Origin of the sequence: Streptomyces novaecaesareae (assembly GCF_000716875.1) — a bacterium.
GTDB classification, from domain to species: Bacteria; Actinomycetota; Actinomycetes; order Streptomycetales; family Streptomycetaceae; genus Kitasatospora; species Kitasatospora novaecaesareae.
The window spans coordinates 137,425-154,790 of record NZ_JNWQ01000020.1 but is presented as its reverse complement, the minus strand read 5'-3'; the positions used below and the strand labels follow the sequence as shown (position 1 = coordinate 154,790).

The 17,366-nt window shown below is 73.3% G+C and carries 13 protein-coding genes; 12 read left to right on the top strand and 1 reads right to left on the bottom strand.

What is annotated here, in order from left to right; translation table 11 throughout:
• Window positions 1-348: 348 nt before the first annotated feature.
• The 5 genes from leuS (at window position 349) to OP86_RS10455 (ending at window position 9,293) form a co-directional block, all read left to right on the top strand.
• Window positions 349-3,237 (top strand): leucine--tRNA ligase, encoded by a 2,889-nt coding sequence (leuS, locus tag OP86_RS10475; protein WP_030256364.1) that lies wholly within the window; start codon window positions 349-351, stop codon window positions 3,235-3,237.
• Window positions 3,238-3,534: 297 nt separating this feature from the next.
• Window positions 3,535-4,347, top strand: a complete 813-nt coding sequence (locus OP86_RS36515; RefSeq protein WP_030256360.1) for a hypothetical protein — start codon at window positions 3,535-3,537, stop codon at window positions 4,345-4,347.
• Between the two features lie 105 nt (window positions 4,348-4,452).
• Window positions 4,453-5,298: a DegV family protein gene (locus tag OP86_RS10465; RefSeq protein ID WP_030256355.1), complete on the top strand. Its 846-nt coding sequence runs from the start codon at window positions 4,453-4,455 to the stop codon at window positions 5,296-5,298.
• A 515-nt stretch (window positions 5,299-5,813) separates the two neighbouring features.
• Window positions 5,814-6,584, top strand: a complete 771-nt coding sequence (locus tag OP86_RS10460) for a ComEA family DNA-binding protein (protein ID WP_078588552.1) — start codon at window positions 5,814-5,816, stop codon at window positions 6,582-6,584.
• Window positions 6,585-6,638: 54 nt separating this feature from the next.
• A complete protein-coding gene (locus OP86_RS10455; protein WP_063832338.1) occupies window positions 6,639-9,293 on the top strand; it encodes a ComEC/Rec2 family competence protein in 2,655 nt (884 codons plus the stop codon).
• A gap of 239 nt (window positions 9,294-9,532) precedes the next feature.
• Here the strand turns inward: OP86_RS10455 and OP86_RS10450 are convergent, their stop codons facing one another.
• The gene (locus OP86_RS10450; protein WP_030061874.1) at window positions 9,533-10,879 is read right to left on the bottom strand and encodes an NsdA family TPR-like regulatory protein; all 1,347 of its coding nucleotides are present in this window, start codon (window positions 10,877-10,879) and stop codon (window positions 9,533-9,535) included.
• A gap of 160 nt (window positions 10,880-11,039) precedes the next feature.
• On the opposite strand from OP86_RS10450, the gene OP86_RS10445 reads away from it, so the two are divergent.
• From OP86_RS10445 to OP86_RS10415, 7 genes are all read left to right on the top strand, one after another.
• Entirely contained in the window at window positions 11,040-11,255 is a 216-nt protein-coding gene (locus OP86_RS10445) for a hypothetical protein (protein ID WP_030061875.1), read from the top strand.
• A 121-nt stretch (window positions 11,256-11,376) separates the two neighbouring features.
• Entirely contained in the window at window positions 11,377-12,369 is a 993-nt protein-coding gene (locus OP86_RS10440) for a UDP-glucuronic acid decarboxylase family protein (protein ID WP_051829918.1), read from the top strand.
• Window positions 12,366-13,244: a glycosyltransferase family 8 protein gene (locus OP86_RS10435; protein WP_030061877.1), complete on the top strand. Its 879-nt coding sequence runs from the start codon at window positions 12,366-12,368 to the stop codon at window positions 13,242-13,244. Before OP86_RS10440 ends, OP86_RS10435 begins: the two co-directional genes overlap by 4 nt.
• A gap of 56 nt (window positions 13,245-13,300) precedes the next feature.
• Window positions 13,301-14,788 carry a glycosyltransferase family 2 protein gene (locus OP86_RS37125; protein ID WP_030256344.1) on the top strand — a complete coding sequence of 496 codons (1,488 nt, stop codon included), beginning with the start codon at window positions 13,301-13,303 and terminating at the stop codon, window positions 14,786-14,788.
• On the top strand, window positions 14,785-15,429 hold the full coding sequence (locus OP86_RS37120) for a nucleoside/nucleotide kinase family protein (protein ID WP_030061879.1): 645 nt from the start codon (window positions 14,785-14,787) through the stop codon (window positions 15,427-15,429). Before OP86_RS37125 ends, OP86_RS37120 begins: the two co-directional genes overlap by 4 nt.
• Window positions 15,426-16,394 carry a Gfo/Idh/MocA family protein gene (locus OP86_RS37115; protein WP_030061880.1) on the top strand — a complete coding sequence of 323 codons (969 nt, stop codon included), beginning with the start codon at window positions 15,426-15,428 and terminating at the stop codon, window positions 16,392-16,394. The genes OP86_RS37120 and OP86_RS37115 overlap by 4 nt, the downstream gene beginning before the upstream one ends.
• The gene (locus OP86_RS10415; protein ID WP_030061881.1) at window positions 16,381-17,349 is read left to right on the top strand and encodes a phosphotransferase family protein; all 969 of its coding nucleotides are present in this window, start codon (window positions 16,381-16,383) and stop codon (window positions 17,347-17,349) included. The genes OP86_RS37115 and OP86_RS10415 overlap by 14 nt, the downstream gene beginning before the upstream one ends.
• Window positions 17,350-17,366 lie beyond the last annotated feature (17 nt).

Sequence of the window (17,366 nt, the reverse complement as noted above, 5' to 3'; positions counted from 1 at the left end):
GGGGTGGCGCTCCGCGGTGCTGCGGCGGGCGGGGGCGAGGGCGGTGCGGTGTGGTGCTGCGGCCGGGTGAGGCGGTGAAGGCGCTGTTCGTACGGGCGCCCGGGCGGTATACCCCGCAGCGTGCCGAGCCGCTTGCGGTACCCTGAGCCCATGCGAACCGTGCGCCTGCTCCTTAGCCGGCCGCGCTGACCAGGACCGGCTGAGCCCACGGGCGGTGCCGGAGTCGGCGTGGCGTCCCCTCCTGCGAGGGGATTTTTTGTTTTCCGCCCCCGACCCCGTCCCGGGCCGGGTCCACGGGTCGGCCGCCTGCGCGGTTCGCCAACTGACACCGATGGAGCTTGAAGGACCATGAGCGAGACGACCCCTGCGTCCGGCGCGGCCGAGACCGCGACCGAGCCGTTCCGGTACAGCGCCGCGCTGGCGGCCGAGATCGAGTCCCGCTGGCAGGACCTCTGGGAGAAGGAGGGCACCTTCCACGCCCCCAACCCCACCGGTGCGCTGGCCGACCCGTCGGCCGGCGACGTCGCCGCGAAGCCGCACAGCTTCATCATGGACATGTTCCCGTACCCCTCGGGCGCGGGCCTGCACGTCGGCCACCCGCTGGGCTACATCGCCACCGACGTCTTCGCCCGCTACCAGCGGATGACCGGCCACAACGTGCTGCACACGCTGGGCTACGACGCCTTCGGCCTGCCCGCCGAGCAGTACGCGGTGCAGACCGGCACCCACCCGCGGGTCTCCACCGAGGCCAACATCGCCAACATGCGCCAGCAGCTGCGCCGGCTGGGCCTGGGCCACGACCCGCGCCGCTCGATCTCCACGATCGACCCGGAGTACTACCGCTGGACCCAGTGGATCTTCCTGCAGATCTTCGACTCCTGGTACGACGAGACCGCCCGCAAGGCCCGCCCGATCGCCGAACTGGTCGCCCAGTTCGCGTCCGGCTCGCGTGAACTGCCCGGCGGCCGCGACTGGGCCTCGCTGTCCGGCGCCGAGCGCGAGGACGTCCTGGGCGAGTACCGCCTGGCGTACGCCAAGGAGGTGCCGGTCAACTGGTGCCCCGGCCTGGGCACCGTACTGGCCAACGAGGAGGTCACCGCGGACGGCCGCTCCGAGCGCGGCAACTTCCCGGTGTTCAAGTCCAACCTGCGCCAGTGGATGATGCGCATCACCGCGTACTCCGACCGCCTGATCGAAGACCTGGAACTGCTGGACTGGCCCGAGGCCATCAAGCTGCAGCAGCGCAACTGGATCGGCCGCTCCGAGGGCGCCCGCGTCGACTTCGCGGCCCCCGGCGACCGGAAGATCACCGTCTTCACCACCCGCCCCGACACCCTGTTCGGCGCCACCTACATGGTGCTGGCGCCCGAGCACGGCCTGGTCGACGAGATCGTCCCCGCCGCCTGGCCGGAGGGCGTGCCCGCCGAGTGGACCGGCGGCGCCGACACCCCCGCCGAGGCCGTCGCCGCCTACCGGGCCGCGGCCGCCGCCAAGTCCGACGTCGAGCGGCAGGTCGACGCCAAGGTCAAGACCGGCGTCTTCACCGGCGCCTACGCCGTCAACCCGGTCAGCGGCGCCGCCGTCCCGGTGTTCATCGCCGACTACGTGCTGATGGGCTACGGCACCGGCGCCATCATGGCCGTCCCCGCCCACGACCACCGCGACTTCGCCTTCGCCCGCGCCTTCGCCCTGCCGATGCGCTGCGTCGTCGAGCCGACGGACGGACGCGGCGAGGACCCGGCCGCGTGGGACGACGCGTTCGACACCTACGACTCCGTCATCGTCAACTCCGCGCGCTCCGAAGGGGACCTGTCCCTGGACGGGCTGAGCGTCGTCGACGCCAAGGCCCACGTCACCGCCTGGCTGGCCGAGCGCGGCATCGGCGAGGGCACCGTCAACTACCGTCTGCGCGACTGGCTGTTCAGCCGCCAGCGGTACTGGGGCGAGCCCTTCCCGATCGTCTACGACGAGGACGGCGTCATGCACGCGCTGCCCGAGTCGATGCTGCCGGTCGAGGTCCCCGAGGTCGACGACTACTCGCCGCGCACCTACGACGCGTACGACTCCGCCTCCTCGCCCGAGACCCCGCTGTCGCGCAACGAGGACTGGGTCAACGTCGAGCTGGACCTGGGCGACGGCCCGAAGAAGTACCGCCGCGAGACCAACACCATGCCCAACTGGGCTGGTTCATGCTGGTACGAGCTGCGCTACGTCGACCCGTCGAACTCCTCGGCCGTCGTCGACCCGGCCAACGAGAAGTACTGGCTGGGCCCGACGGAGACCAAGCCGGCCGGCGGCGCCGACCTGTACGTCGGCGGCGCCGAGCACGCCGTGCTGCACCTGCTGTACGCCCGCTTCTGGCACAAGGTGCTGCACGACCTGGGCCACGTCTCGTCCGTCGAGCCGTTCCACAAGCTGTTCAACCAGGGCATGATCACCGCCGACGTCTACCGCGACGAGCGCGGCTTCCCGGTGCCCGCCGCCGAGGTCGAGGAGCGCGACGGCCAGTACTCCTGGCAGGGCGAGCCGGTCAAGCGCGAGGCCGGGAAGATGGGCAAGTCCCTGAAGAACGCCGTCGCCCCGGACGACATCGCCGACGAGTACGGCGCCGACACGCTGCGGCTGTACGAGATGTCGATGGGCCCCCTGGACGTCTCCCGCCCGTGGGACACCCGCGCCGTCGTCGGCTCGTACCGCTTCCTGCAGCGGCTGTGGCGCAACGTCGTCTCGGAGACCACCGGCGAACTGGTCGTCACCGAGGAGACCCCCGATGAGGCGACGCTGCGCGCCCTGCACAAGGCCATCGACGGCATCCGCGGCGACATGGCCGGGCTGCGCTTCAACACGGCCGTCGCCAAGGCGATCGAACTGAACAACTACCTGGTCAAGCGCGGCTCGACGCCGCGCCCCGTCGCCGAACAGCTGGTGCTGATGGTCGCGCCGCTGGCCCCGCACATCGCCGAGGAGCTGTGGCGCCGACTGGGCCACGGCGAGTCGCTGGCGCACACCGACTACCCGGTCGCCGACCCGGCGTACGTGGTCGACGAGACGGTGACCTGCGTGGTGCAGATCAAGGGCAAGGTGAAGGCCCGGCTGGAGGTCGCGCCCGGCATCTCGGACGCCGAGCTGGAGGCGCTGGCGCTGGCGGACCCGGCGGTCGTCGCGGCGATCGGCGGCGCGGAGGTGCGCAAGGTGATCGCGCGGGCGCCGAAGCTGGTGAACATCGTCACGGGCTGAATGGGGTTCGGGGCTCGGGGTTCGGGGTTGATCGGGCTCGGGGTTGATCGGGCTCGGGGTTGATCGGGCTCGGGGTTGATCGGGCGGGCGTCCTTCGGGGCGCCCGCCCGGTGCGTTCAGGGGGTGCCGGGCGGGGCCGGGGCCCTCCGGGAGATCCCGGATCTGTCCCTGATCTCCGCCCGTCGGGCCCGCCCGGACCGCCCTCGGGGCGGAATCGGCGGCTACCGTGGAACCCTCGGCGATGCGGCCTGCGTTGGGCGCGGTGGGGGCCGAAACGGTGGCGGAAGGTGGCGCGCGATGGACGTGTTCGGCGTGATGATCGGACTGGCCTTGCTCTTCGGGATCGCGGTGGTCGTCCTGGCCGTGGTCGGCACGGTCAAGGCGGCCAAGGCGGTGGGCGCGAAGATCGAGAAGCACGAGGCCAATGCCCGGCGCGCCGTCGAGACCGCCACCCTCAAGGCGAAGACGTACACCAAGGTCGGCCCGCCCGCGCAGATCGCCACCGTCCGGCTGGGCCTGCGGACCTCGCTCGACGGCACCCGTCAGGTGCTGGAGGGCGGCGTCGAGCAGGACGGCCAACTCGGCGAGGCCCTCGCCCTGCTGACCCGGCTCGACGCCCACGCGGCGGAGCTCGACGGCGAACTGAAGATGCTCGAACGCGAACCGGACACGGCGCGGATCGCCGCCAAGCTGCCGGAACTGCGCGAGCGGGCGGAGCGGATCACGCACTCGGCGGAGACCATGCGCTGGGCGGCGCAGGACCGGATGCACCGGTTCGCCGACGACGAGCTGAGCCGGCTCAGCCAGGAGTGCGAGAGCGAGGCGGGGGCGCTGCGGCACTGGGACGGTTCGGGTTCGGGTTCTGGGTCCGGTGCTGGTGTGGCCGGCTCGTCAGGTGCGGGTGCGGGTGCGGGTGCGGGTGCGGGTGCGGGTGCGGCCGGTTCGGCGGGTGCCGCGCGTTCGGCAGGTGCCGCCGGGGGCGAAGCCCGGGCCGGGCTGACGGACGGGAAGGGCCGTCCGAGCGCGGAGGAACTGCTGGGGCTCGTCGACCCGCTGGCCAAGCTGGCGCAGCGACTGCGGAAACCGTCGGCCGGGCCCTCTGCGGGCTGACCCGTCAGGGCTCCGCGGCACCCCCGGGACGACGGCGGGCCGGCCCCAGGGCGGCCCGCCGTCGGGCGCTGTCCTCCCGGACGAACGGGGAGTAACCTCCGCCTCATGCCCGCCGACCTCGCACTTGTCACCGATTCCACGGCCTATCTGCCGCAGGAGGCCCTCGACCGGCACGGGATCACGGTCGTCCCGTTGAGCGTCGCGGTCGGTGACACGGTCCTGAGCGAGGGCGTCGAGATCTCCCCGAAGGACGTCGCCGAGGCGCTGCGCGGCAAGCAGCGGGTGACCACCTCCCGGCCGAACCCGGAGACCTTCGCCGCCGCCTACCGGGCGGCCGCCGAGGCCGGTGCGAAGGGGATCGTCTCGGTGCACATCTCGGGCGAACTGTCCGGCACCGTCGAGGCCGCCCGGCTGGCGGCCGCCGAGGCTCCCGTACCGGTACGCGTGGTGGACAGCCGCCTGGTCGGGATGGCGCTCGGGTACGGGGTACTCGCGGCGGCCGAGGCGATCGCCGCCGGGCAGGGCCTGACGGAGGCGGCCGAGGCGGCCGACCGGCGGGCGGCCGGGACCAGCGGGTTCTTCTACGTCGACACCCTGGAGCACCTGCGCCGGGGCGGACGGATCGGGGCGGCGCGCGCGCTGCTCGGGTCGGCGCTGGCGGTCAAGCCGCTGCTGCACCTGGACGGGGGGCGGATCGAGCCGCTGGAGAAGGTGCGGACGGCGTCGCGGGCGATCGCCCGGCTGGAGGAGATCGCGGTCGAGCGCGCGGGGGAGCGGGAGGTCGACATCACCGTGCACCACCTGGCGGCCGAGGACCGGGCCGAGCCGCTCGCGGAGCGGCTGCGGGCGCGGGTGCCGGGGCTGCGGGAGCTGTACGTCGGGGAGGTGGGGGCGGTGATCGGTGCGCACGTCGGGCCGGGGCTGCTGGCCGTGGTGGTCGCGCCGCGCTGAGTGGGCGGCCGGGGGTGGTCGGAGGCCGGGAGTGGTCGGGGGTGGTCGGGTGCGGCCGGAGGCGGTCGAGGGGCGGGGACGGGCGGAGCGGGGCCGGTCGGTCAATCCACGAGACCTGCGCCCACTCGTGTGAGTGACATCTTTTGTCCACAACCCCTGGGTTATCCACAGGGTTTCGCTAATTTCCGCAGGCTCGCCGGAGGACTCCTACCGTCCTCGGCATGACGACCATGGGCCTGGGCGCGGCGAAGCGCCAAGCGATCAACGAGACGGTGCGGCTGCGGATGGCGGCGCTGCTGCCGACGGGTGACGAGCCGACGGGTGACGAGGCGGTTGACGGCGCGGGTGCCCGGGGCGACGGAGGGGGCGCGGGCGGCTCCCGGGAGCCGGTTCCAGGTGTGGCTTCGGCCGCGGTTTCGGCCGCGGTTTCGGGTGCGACTCTGACGCGGGAGCGGCCCGGGACGACCGGTCCGCCACCGGGTGCGGTGCCACAGCCGCCGGACACGAACGATCCCATGGGCCCCGGGCTCGCCGAGGATCGACCGGGTGCCGGGGCGCGCCCACGGTTCGGCTCGCTCGCCTCGTTCGCCTCGGCGGTGGCGCTCGACCGGCGCGCGGTGGCCGGGCTGGTCATCCTGCTGCTGTTCGCGGTCGGCTACGCCGTGCAGCACTTCTGGCTGGCCAGGCCAGAGACGGTGGCCGTGCCCGCGTTGACGGCCGGCCCGGCACCGCCGGGGACGACCGCGTCGCCCGTCGATGCCGCGTCAGGAACCGGCCCGCCCGAAGCAGCCGCTGCCGGTGCCGCTGCCGGTGCCGCAGCCGGTACCGCCGCCGTTTCCGGCATCGGGCCGGTCGTCGTGATCGACATCGGCGGGCGGGTCCACGTCCCCGGCCTGCACACCCTGCCTAGCGGTTCACGGGTGGCCGACGCCCTGCTGGCGGCCGGCGGTCCGCTGCCGGAGACGGACACCAGGAGCCTCAACCTGGCCCGCGTCCTGACGGACGGTGAGCAGCTCCTGGTCGGCGAGCAGGCCCCGGTGCCTGCCCCGGCCCTCGGCGCCGGCAGCGGACCCGCGGGCGCCGCCGCACCCCGGTCACCCGTCAGCCTCAACCGCGCCACCCTCGAACAGCTCGACACCCTCCCCGGCGTCGGCCCGACCCTCGCCCAGCGCATCCTCGCCTACCGCAGCTCGCACGGCTCCTTCCGCTCCATCGACCAGCTCCGGCAGGTCAGCGGCATCGGTACCCGTACGTACGCGGAACTCCGACCGTTGCTCACCCTCTGACGCTTCCTCCGCCCGTCCCTCGGCCTCCGAAGGGAGGTACCACCGTTGTCCGCCATGCCTGCCACGCCTGCCGTCTGCGCCGGGTCCGCCGCCACCGCGCCGGACCCGCCCGCCCGTTCCTCGGGCGCCGACTTCCGGCTGCTGCTGCCCGCCGTCTCGGCCTGGGTGGTCACAGCGGTGCTCCTGCCCCTGGAGCCCGGGTACGAGATCCCCGTCCTCGCGGTGGCGGGCGTCGCCGTGCTCGCGGCCGTCACGCTGCTCGGCCGTCCTGGCGTCCTGCGCCGGCGCGGAGCCGCCGTGACACTGGCCGCCGTCCTGCTCACCGGAGCGGCAGCAGCCATCGCGACCCCACTGCACACCGCCGACCTGCACCGGGGCCCGCTGGCGGAACTCGCCCACGCCGCCGAGCACACCGAGCCGCGGTCGCCGACCGAACCCGCCCCGGCGGTGGAGGCCGAGCTCACCGTCACGGGGGACCCGAAGGTCCACACCGCCCGGGGCGGCGTCACCGGTGGACAGACGCTCCTGACGGTGGACGCGGTCGCCGACCGTGTCGTCCTGCTCCCCGAAGGGCGGACCACCCGGACGCACACACCCGTGACCGTCATGGTCCGAGGCGCGGAGAGCGAATCCTGGCAACGGCTGCTCCCGTCCGAACGGCTGGCGGTGGAGGCCGAGGTGCGGCCGGCGGGGGAGGGGAACGACACCGAGTCCGCGGCGCTGCTGCTCGTCCACGGCCCGCCCCGGCAACTGGCACCGCCCAGCCTGCCGCAGCGGATCGCCGGCCGCCTGCGCGAGGGGCTGCGCACGGCCACCGACGGGCTCCCGGCGGACGCACGAGGGCTGCTCCCGGGCCTGGTCGTCGGTGACACCTCGCGCCTGCCCGACGACCTCGAAGACGCCTTCCGGGCCACCGACCTCGTCCACCTGGTCGCGGTCAGCGGGGCCAACCTGGCGATCGTCCTCGGTGCGCTGCTGGGCGCGCCCGGGCAGGCCGGCACCCCGGAACGGCGCGGGCTGGCCGCGCTGCTGGGGCTCCGACTGCGCACCGGAGCCCTGCTCGGCACCGGGCTGACGCTGGCCTTCGTCACCGTCTGCCGCCCCGAGCCCAGCGTGCTCAGGGCGGCCGGGACGGGACTGATCGGCATGCTGGCCCTGGCCACCGGCCGCCCCCGCCAGGCCGTGCCCGCGCTCGCCGGGGCGGTCCTGGTGCTGGTCCTGCTCGACCCGTTCCTGGCGCACTCGTTCGGCTTCCTGCTGTCGGTGCTCGCCACGGCCGGGCTGCTCGTCCTCGGGCCGCACTGGGCCGAGGCCCTGCGGGCGCGGCGCTGGCCGCACCACCTGGCGGGCGCCCTTGCGGCGACGGCGGCCGCGCAGGCGCTGTGCGCGCCGGTGACGGTGGTGCTCTCCGGGCACATCAGCCTGGTCGGCATCCCCTGCAACCTGCTGGCCGAGCTGGCGGTGGCGCCGGCGACGCTGCTGGGCTTCGGGGTGCTCGCCCTGCAACCGCTGTTCCCGGCCGTGGCCCGGCTGCTCGCGGAACCGGCCGGGGTGCCGGCTAGCTGGCTCGCCCTGGTCGCGCGGCGCGGTGCCGAGCTGCCCGGCGGCCAACTGTCCTGGCCGGGAGGCTGGTTCGGGACGGTGACGGTCGCGTCCGTCGTCCTGGCGGCTTGCTGGGCAGCGCCGTTGCTGCTGCCCCGCCCCAGGGTATCCGGCCGCCCGGCGCCCGCCCGGCGGCGCTGGGTGCGGGCACTGGTGACGGGTGCGTTGCTGGCGGCGCTGCTGGCCGTCCTGCTGCGCCCGCCGCAACTCGCCCGGATCGCCACCGGATGGCCGCCGCCGGGCTGGCGCCTGGCGATGTGCGATGTCGGCCAGGGGGACATGTTGGCCCTTGCGACGGGGGAGCGGGACAGCGCGGTGGTGATCGACACCGGGCCTGACCCGAACGCCGCCGACCGGTGCCTGCGCGACCTCGGCATCACGGCGGTGCCCCTCCTGCTGCTGACGCACTTCCACGCCGATCACGTCGAGGGCGTGCCGGGGGTGTTGCGGGGCCGCCGGGTCGGCGCGGTCGAGGGCACGATGCTGGACGACCCGCCGGGCGAGGCGGCCCGGGTGGCGCGCTGGGCTGCCGAGGCAGAGGTTCCGCTGCTGCGGGCGGGCCGTGGTGAACGGCGGTCGGTCGGAAGGGAGTTGGCCTGGGAGGTGGTGTGGCCGGCGCCAGGGGCGTCCGTCGAGGCGCCCGGCGCGAACAACGCGAGCGTTGCACTGCTGGTCTCACTGACGGGAGGACTGAGGATGGCGCTGCTGGGAGATCTCGAACCGCCGGCGCAGTCGGCGCTGTCGGGCCGTCTGGGGCGGGTCGACGTCCTGAAGGTGGCCCATCACGGCTCGGCGCATCAGGACTGGGACCTGACCGGAGCCCTGCGGCCCCGGCTGGCCCTGATCTCGTGCGGCGAGGGGAACCCGTACGGGCACCCGTCCCCGAAGACGGTGGACCGCCTGCGCGCCCTCGGCGCGACCGTCCTGCGCACCGACCGGGCCGGCGACATCGCGGTGACGGGCGACTCCCCGGCGACCCTCGGTGCGTCCGTCCACCCGCAGCCCGCCCACGCGGCCCGCAAGCCGCACGCCCGCGACACCAACCGCTCGGCGGCCCGCACCCGCCCGGGCGAGACCACCGGATCACCGCGGGGCCCGCCCGCGTGATGCCGGCTCTCCTCCTCCCGACCACCAAGTGGGGAAGGGGTAGGGGTGGTGGGAGGTGGATGGGAGGAGCGGGAGCGGGCCCGGGAGAAACGTTTCGGCGCGCTCCGGGTCAAGCCCGGAGCGCGCCGACAAACCCCCGCAGTAATCGCCAGCGTCTCACTGCCGGGGCGAGGGCCATGGAGCCGCAGTACGCGTTACGCAGGCCCAGGGCTGGATGATCTCCCTGCGGTCCGCGCGAGTCAGGCTGCCACGGCGGGAAGTGCGCGCAGGCGCTCACGGAATTCGGCGACGGCGGGCTCGGCGTGGTGAGGCTTGAGGTAGCCGTCGAACTTGGTGAGGCGGTTGACAGCGCGCACGGAGTGGACCTGGGTTTCGAGGAGCCCGAGACCGCGGTTGGCGGCGTCGAGGGCGCCGTCGAGGTCCTTGCCGGCGAGGCGGGCGGTTGCGAGGCGTCCGGCACGGACGGCCTGGTCGCGGGGGACGGCGTGGTCGATGGAGGAGGCCAGCGCGCTGGTGGCCCGGTCGACCTGGCCCGCGCGGAGCATGATCTTGCCCTCTGTGGAGCTGAGTTGGGCGTCGCCGTACCAGGAGAGCCAGCTCGGGAGCTGGTCGCCGCCGTTCCTGGCCCACAGGTCGTGGGCGCGGTTGAGCGCGGAGCCGGCCTTCTGGTGCTGGCCGTCGCGGGACAGGCTTTCGGCGTGGTGGAGCTCCAGGTAGCTGCGGACGCCGGGCTGCATCGTCGTGGGGGTGTTGGCGAGCGCGGTTTCGACCTGGGCGACGCGCTCGGCGGGGTTGCCGTTGTCGGAGAGGTGGACGCCCATCTCGGCGAGCAGGAAGCCGCCGAGGGCGTCATCGCCGATGGTTTTGGCGGCGCGCAAAGCGCCGAGGTAGTACTGCTGGCCCGCTGAGCGAAGCCCGCTGTCGTAGGCCATCCAGCCGGCGATGTAGTTGACCTGGGCGGCCAGCCCGAGCAGGCGGGCCTCGACGGCTTCGGAGTGGCGGCCGTGCTTGAGCAGGGTCGTGATGATGGCGAGGTCGCCACGGGCCTGTTCGATGAGGCGGGCGCCGCCCATCTGGGCGTCCAGGGTCTGGAGGGTGGCGACGCGGGCTTCGAGGGTGTCGACCACGGAGTCCGTCACCTGGTCGCCACCCAGGGCGGAGGCGAATGCGGGCGAGGCGGAGGCCCAGCTCGCTGCGACGGTGGCCATGGCGGCCCCGGTGATGGTGAGAAAGCCCCGCCGATCCATATGACCACTCCTGACCAGTTCCACCAGTACGTCCACGGTACCGGCCCTCGTCCACGGCGCCGTGATGCCGGTCACCTCCCAGACTGGGATCCACCTAGGCCACGGATTGGCAACCAGAGTACGGGGATTGACGCCCAGCAGGTCAGCCAGAACGAACTGCGCGTCCGGCTCGGGCTCCTGCCCCTGTTCCCACTTCCACACCAGCGTCCGGTTGGTCGCCAGGTGAATCTTCAGCGCGGCGCCGCGGTCGCGCATCATGCGCGCGAACTGGATTTTTCCCCAGCCACGTAACTGCATCAGGTGGGTGAGCGGGTGGACTGCCAGAACATCTGAGCTCATCTCAACCCCCGGCGATTCATGGCTTGTTGTGAGCGTAGTGCTACCCACTGTGGCGCGGGCCGCATCGAGGAGAAACCCCCCAGAAACGTTCCGGGTTGCGCTGCGGCACAGCGACGCTGTACCGGCCCGCCCGACCTCGGAGCCGAAGAGGGGAGGAGCCATGGACGCAGTCGGGGGCCCGTACCAGACCCGTCGGGGCAGGCACCGTGGCGAACACCGCGACCCGGTGGGGACAGCGCTCACCGTGCTGTGGAGCCTGGGCCACGTCGCCGCGCTCGCACTGCTCGGGATCGCCGCCAACCACCAGCTCAGCACCGATCACCAGGTCGCGGCACCGCCCGCACGGACCTCTCCCGATCACGACCCTGCCGTCTGAAGCCCGGGCCCGCGTTGCCGCGACCGCCCGCAACGAAGTCGACACCAGCCCGACGATTTGGAGGACAAGCACCGTGCCACGCCTGCAAGCACCACCGCCTCTTACGCGAGACCCCGAAGCCATGGCGAACCCCGGTGCCTTCGCCCGCCGCACCGCCGTCGTCACGGGCGCCGCCGGGTTCATCGGCTCGCACCTGTGCGAGCGTCTGCTGGCCCTGGGTGCGGAGGTGATAGGCGTCGACAACCTGCTGACCGGCCGCCTGGACAACCTGTCGCACCTGCGCTCGGCCGACGGTTTCCGCTTCCAGACCGACGACGTGACCCGGCCGTTCACGGTGGCCGGTCCGGTGGACTTCGTCTTCCACCTGGCCTCGCCCGCCTCGCCGCTGGACTACGCCCGCCACCCGCTGGCCACCCTGAAGGTCGGCGCGATGGGCACCCTCAACGCCCTGGAGCTGGCAGAGGCCAAGTACGCCCGGTTCCTGCTCGCCTCGACCTCCGAGGTGTACGGCGACCCACTCGTCCACCCGCAGCCCGAGCGGTACTGGGGCAACGTCAACCCGGTCGGCCCCCGCAGCGTCTACGACGAGGCCAAGCGGTACGCCGAGGCCCTGACCTCCTGCTTCCAGCGCTCCGGCGGCACCCCCACCCGCATCGTGCGGATCTTCAACACCTACGGCCCCAGGATGCGCGCCGACGACGGCCGCGCGGTGCCCGCCTTCATCCAGCAAGCGCTGACAGGAGAGCCGATCACCGTGGCCGGCGACGGCAGTCAGACCCGCTCGCTGTGCTTCGTGGCCGACACCGTCGCCGGTCTGCTCGCCGCCGCCACGGCGGGGCGCACCGACCCGGTGAACCTGGGCAACCCGCACGAGATCACCATGCTGCAGCTCGCCGAGGAGATCCGGGCGATGACCGGTTCCGCCTCCGCCATCACCTTCGTTCCGCTCCCCGCCGACGACCCCAAGCGCCGCTGCCCAGACATCACCGCCGCCCGCGCTCACCTCGGCTGGGAGCCCACCACCCACCTGCGCGACGGCCTGCGCCAGACCCTCGACTGGGCCGAGCAGCACTTCCCCCGCCAGGCCACCGCCACCGGAAGGAACGCCTCGTGAACACCGCCTCGCGCCCGCTGCCCGCGCTCGTCTGCGGAGTCGACGACGGATACGCCCGCCCGCTGCGGACGTTGATGCACTCGATCGCTGCTGCCCACCCCGGCGCCGTCGACGAGCTTCGCCTGATCATCCTCGACCAGCAGATCAGCGACGCCAACCGGAAGGCGATCCTGCGCGACGCCGACCGCACCGGCCTGCGTACCGAGCTGCGGCCGGCACCGATGACCGACCCGCGCTACCCCGTCTCCGACTGGGTCAGCGGCGCCGTCTACGTGCGCCTGGCCATCCCGGAGGTCATCCCCGACGAGCATCGGGTGCTCTACCTGGACGCCGACACCCTGGTGCTCGGCGACCTTCGCCCGCTGCTGCGGCAGTCCCTGGACGGGCGCCCGGTCGGCGCCGTGCGCGACCCCCAGAACCCCGTCATCGGCCGCGGCATCCAGCTGCCCGGATGGGACCAGCTCGGTGTCCCGTACGGCCGGGACTACTTCAACAGCGGCGTCATGCTCATCGACCTCGACTGCTGCCGGCAGCTCCGCATCTTCGAACGCTCCCGGCAGTTCTTGTCCGAGCACCCCGACAAGGTCCGCTTCTGGGACCAGGACGCCCTGAACTGGGCCGTCGATGACAACTGGCAGAGGCTGGACCGTCGTTGGAACACCTTCGCCATGTCTCCACAGGCCGCCCAGCCCGGATTCATCCACTACGCCGAAGCCGACAGCCCGCTCGCCCAGCTCCTCCAGGACGAGAAGACTGCGGCCATCGTGCACTTCGCCGGCCCCGACAAGCCCTGGCAGGACACCTACCAGGCTGGCCAACTCCGGGACACCTACCGACTGTTCCACGACTACGTCCCAGATGGCGGCACCGAGTGAACACGCAAGGGCGGAAGCCGCTGTGGCGAAGCACAGCCTGGTGGATCGCCGCCGCCATGGCCGCGCGCAACGCGAACGGACTGCGGCAGGTCCGCCGGACGCTGGCCTGGGCCGACCAGCCCGGGGACCGGCGGGCGGCGGAGCCGATGGTGCTGCACGTCGTCATCCCGGTGCTGCGAGAGCAACAGCAGATCACCGCGGTACTGGCCTGGTTCGTCCCGCTCCTGCGCGGCCTCCCCGGCTCGACGCTGACTCTGGTGTCCACGGCACGCGAGGAGCGTGAGCGCCAGCACCTGGCCGCCCGGCTGGCGGAGGCGACGACGGCCGACCTCACGGTGGAGCGCTTCCCGCAGCTGACTGGCGAGGAGCTGACCGCCCTCGGCGAGGCCCTGGCCGGCTCCGGCGAGGGCTCGCTGGCCGGTGCCGTGGCCGCCGAGGTGCTGTCCGGCTTCCCCACCACGGCGGACGTCATCACGGCGGAACTCGCGTGCCTGCCGGAGTCCGCCCCGGTGGTCCGGCACGTCCATTACCAGGGCGACGGGCGCAAGGCCGCGCAGGTCAATGCTGCTGTCGAACAACTCGCCACCGCTGACGCGGGCCAGGAGTACATCGCCGTCTACGACGTGGACTCCCGCCCGAGCCGTGAGCTGCTGGAGCGGACCACTGAGTTCCTGGACCGGCGCCGGGCCCAGGACGGCGAGCTTCCCCGCGTTGTCCAGCAGTCCGCCCGCTTCGCCACCCAGGACGCGGCCGGCAGCTGGTGGGAGCGGAGCCTGTGCCGAGGCGCCGCCCGGGCCCAGACCCTGTGGACCCTGCGACGAGAGATCCCCAACCTCCGCCGGTACGCCGACGTCGCCCGCCGCCCGCACACCGGCCCCGGCCTGCCGGGGCTGGCCCAGACCGTTGGGCATGGCCTGCTCGTCCGCATGGACGTCTTCCGGAAGGTTGGCGGCCTGCCCACCTTCACCGTGCTCGACGACGTCGCCTTCGGCTACCGGCTCACCCTGGGCGGCATCCCGGTGGACAGCCTGCCCTTCACCACCACCGTCCCAGCTGCCGAGTACCTCAGCGAGCTTCTGGCCCAGAGCGAGCGCTGGTTCCAGAGCTACCTCGACTACCCGAAGTGCGCCGTCCGCTGGCACGCCGAAGGCCACGGCAGCCGCCGCGATCACGCGGCGGCCCTGACCATCGGTGCCTACCGGGGCATGGCCTGGCTGCTGGTCTCGCCCGCAACGGCCACCTGCCTGGCCCTCGCGCTCGGACCGCGCACGCGCCTGCCCGTCCGAGCGGCGGCCGCGACGGCGCTGTGGGCGGCCACCGTCGCACCGGTCCGCGCACTCGCCGCTGCCGAAGGACGCCGCCTGACGGGGCGGGAGACCGTTGTGCGGAGCGCGGAGACGCTGGCCGGGCTCCTACTCAAGAGCGTCGGCCCTCTGACTGCCCTTGGCCGCTGGGCGGTCACCGGCACCCGGCAGACCGCGCTCGCCCCCAAGAGCAACCGCCGCACCGCCCCATCCACCACCACGGACAGGGAGTTCGCGTGATCCTCGGCATCGAGGGCGTCAGCTGCGTCGGCAAGACCACGCTGGCCGCCCAGCTCACCACCCATCTCAACGGGCCCGCCGTCATCCCCTGCTACTACCACGCCAGCCCCGACCCGACCCGGCTGCCGGACCCCGAGCCATTCACGACCGAGCACCAGCTGGCCAACATCGCCCAGCTCCTGGACGTCGAGGAACTCCGGCTCGCCCGGGCCAGGCAGGCCCTCATGGAGGGCCGGGATGTGATCCTCGACCGCACCGTCGACACCCTCCTCGCCCACGCCCACGCCGTCGGCCGGATGCACGGCTTCGACTGCGACGACCAGGCCCGGCGCCTGGTCACCAGCAGGCCGGTGGCGATGCCTGACCTGACGATCGTGCTCACCGCCGACCCGGACGTGCTCGCCCACCGGGCCCGCCTGCGCAAGGGCATGCCGACGATCTTCTACGACCGGCACTTCAGCGAGCACTTCAACGCCTACCTCGCCCACCCGCTCGCCCCGGCCGTCGCCCTGCTCGACGCCAACTGCGGCTCGCTCGACGACCTCACCGCCCATGCCCTCGACCACGTCCACCGCCACCAGGCCGCCCAGCGCCGCCCCAGCCCGGCCCCGGGGCCGCACCCGCTCAAGGAGGCATCGTGAAGGCCGCGATCATCGGCTGCGGCGCCATCGCCAGCCGCTGGGTCCGCTCCCTGCTCGCCGACAGGCGCATCAAGATCACCGCCCTCGTCGACCCCGACCAGCAGGCGGCACAGGTGCTCGCCGCCCGCTACGGGCTGAACCCGGCTCTCGCCACGACGCTTACTGAGGCGCTTGCCCGGGCCGAGGCCGATGTCGTCGTCAACCTCACCCCGCCCGAACTCCACTATCCCGTCAGCCGCTCGGCGCTCGCCCAGGGCCTGCACGTCCTGACCGAGAAGCCGCTGGCCCTGAACCTGCCCGACGCCCTCGACCTCGTCCACCTCGCCCGCGAACGCGGCCAGCTGCTGGCCGTCATGCACAACCGGGGCGCCGACCCGGACTTCCTCGCCTTCGCCGACACGGTCCGCTCCGGCGGACATTCGCCCTTCGCCATCACCGCCGACACCCTGGTCACCCTGCCCGGTCCGGGCTTCCGCGCCGGCCAGCACCTGCCCGTCACCACGGACCTCGCCGTCCACGCCTTCGACCAGGTCCGCGCGCTGATCACCGCACCGCCCACCGAGGTCACCTGCACCGAGACGGCGACCGGCTTCCTCGCGGCCCACAGCTCGATCGCCGCGATCACGGTCCACTTCGCCGACGGCTCCCTGTTCACCTACAGAGGCGGGTACATCGTCGACCCGGCCCTTCGGACCGACGCCAACGGCAACTGGCGCGTGGAGGGCCGGGGCTTCGCCGCCCGGTGGGCCCCGGACCCCCACCGGGCACGGAACGCGGCCCCGGCCGGGCCGCCGGCCTACCAGCGGTGCATCACCGCGATGGTCGACACGCTCCACCGGGACGGCCCCCTGCCGGTGCCCGCTGCCGACAACCTCGCCTCCATCGCCCTACTGGACGCCGCCCTGGCCTCCGCCACCCGCCGCCGTCCCGCCCCCGTGCCGGAGGTGCCCGATGTCCGCCCTTGACGCCGCGATCAGCCGCCCGCACCCGCTGCTGGTCGATGCGCTCGCCGCGGCGGGCTTCGACGCCGACGAAGCGCGCTTCACCCCGCTCAAGTCCGGAACGGACAGCCTCCCCTTCGCGGCCACCACCCGCGACGGCCACGAACTGGTCGTCAAGGTCCGCCGCGCGGGCAGCCGCTCGCGCTACCCGACCGCCGCGTGGGCCTCGGCCCGCATGCGCGAGGCCGGTGTCCCGGCCGCCGAGATCCTGTGGCACAGCCGGGAAGCGTGCGTTGAGACCCGGTGCCCCGGCCGCCCCGTCGAGGCCGAACCGCCCACGCCGCAGGACCGGGACGCGGCGACCCGCGCGGGCGAGGTGCTCCGGCGCCTGCACAGCATCGAGGTCGGCAGCTTCGGCCAGCTCGACGGCCACGGCATCGGCCAGCACGCCACCATCCAGGGCTGGTTCCTCAGTTTGCCGCCCCGCAGCATCCCGAGCATCGACGGCCTCGACCTTCCTGGGCTGCTGCACCGGACCCGTTTCATCCTGGACGTCGGATCGGGCCGCCTGCCCCAAGGCCCGCCCCGGCTCCTGCACGGCGACTGGGTCGGCCGGCACCTGTTCACCGACGGCCAGCAGATCACCGGTGTCGTCGACCTGGAGAGTGTCCGCGGCGGAGACCCGCTGGCCGAACTCGCCGGCTGGTCGCTGCGCGAACCGGCCCCGATGACCGAGGCCCTGCTCGCCGGCTACTTCGACGGCCCGATCCCCGCCGAGAGCCTGCTGCCGCTGGTCCTGTTCCGCCTTCGCATCGCCTACTCGCTGCTGCACTTCCACGCCTCCTGCGACGACCAGGACAGGGTCCGGCTGCGGGCCGCCCAGCTCCAGGCCGACCTCGACGACCTCGACCACGGCCACCTCGCCGCCATTCCCCGCATCACCCCCGACGCCGGCTCCAGCGCGTGCCGCCGCCCGTAATCCCGCCCAGCATCCCG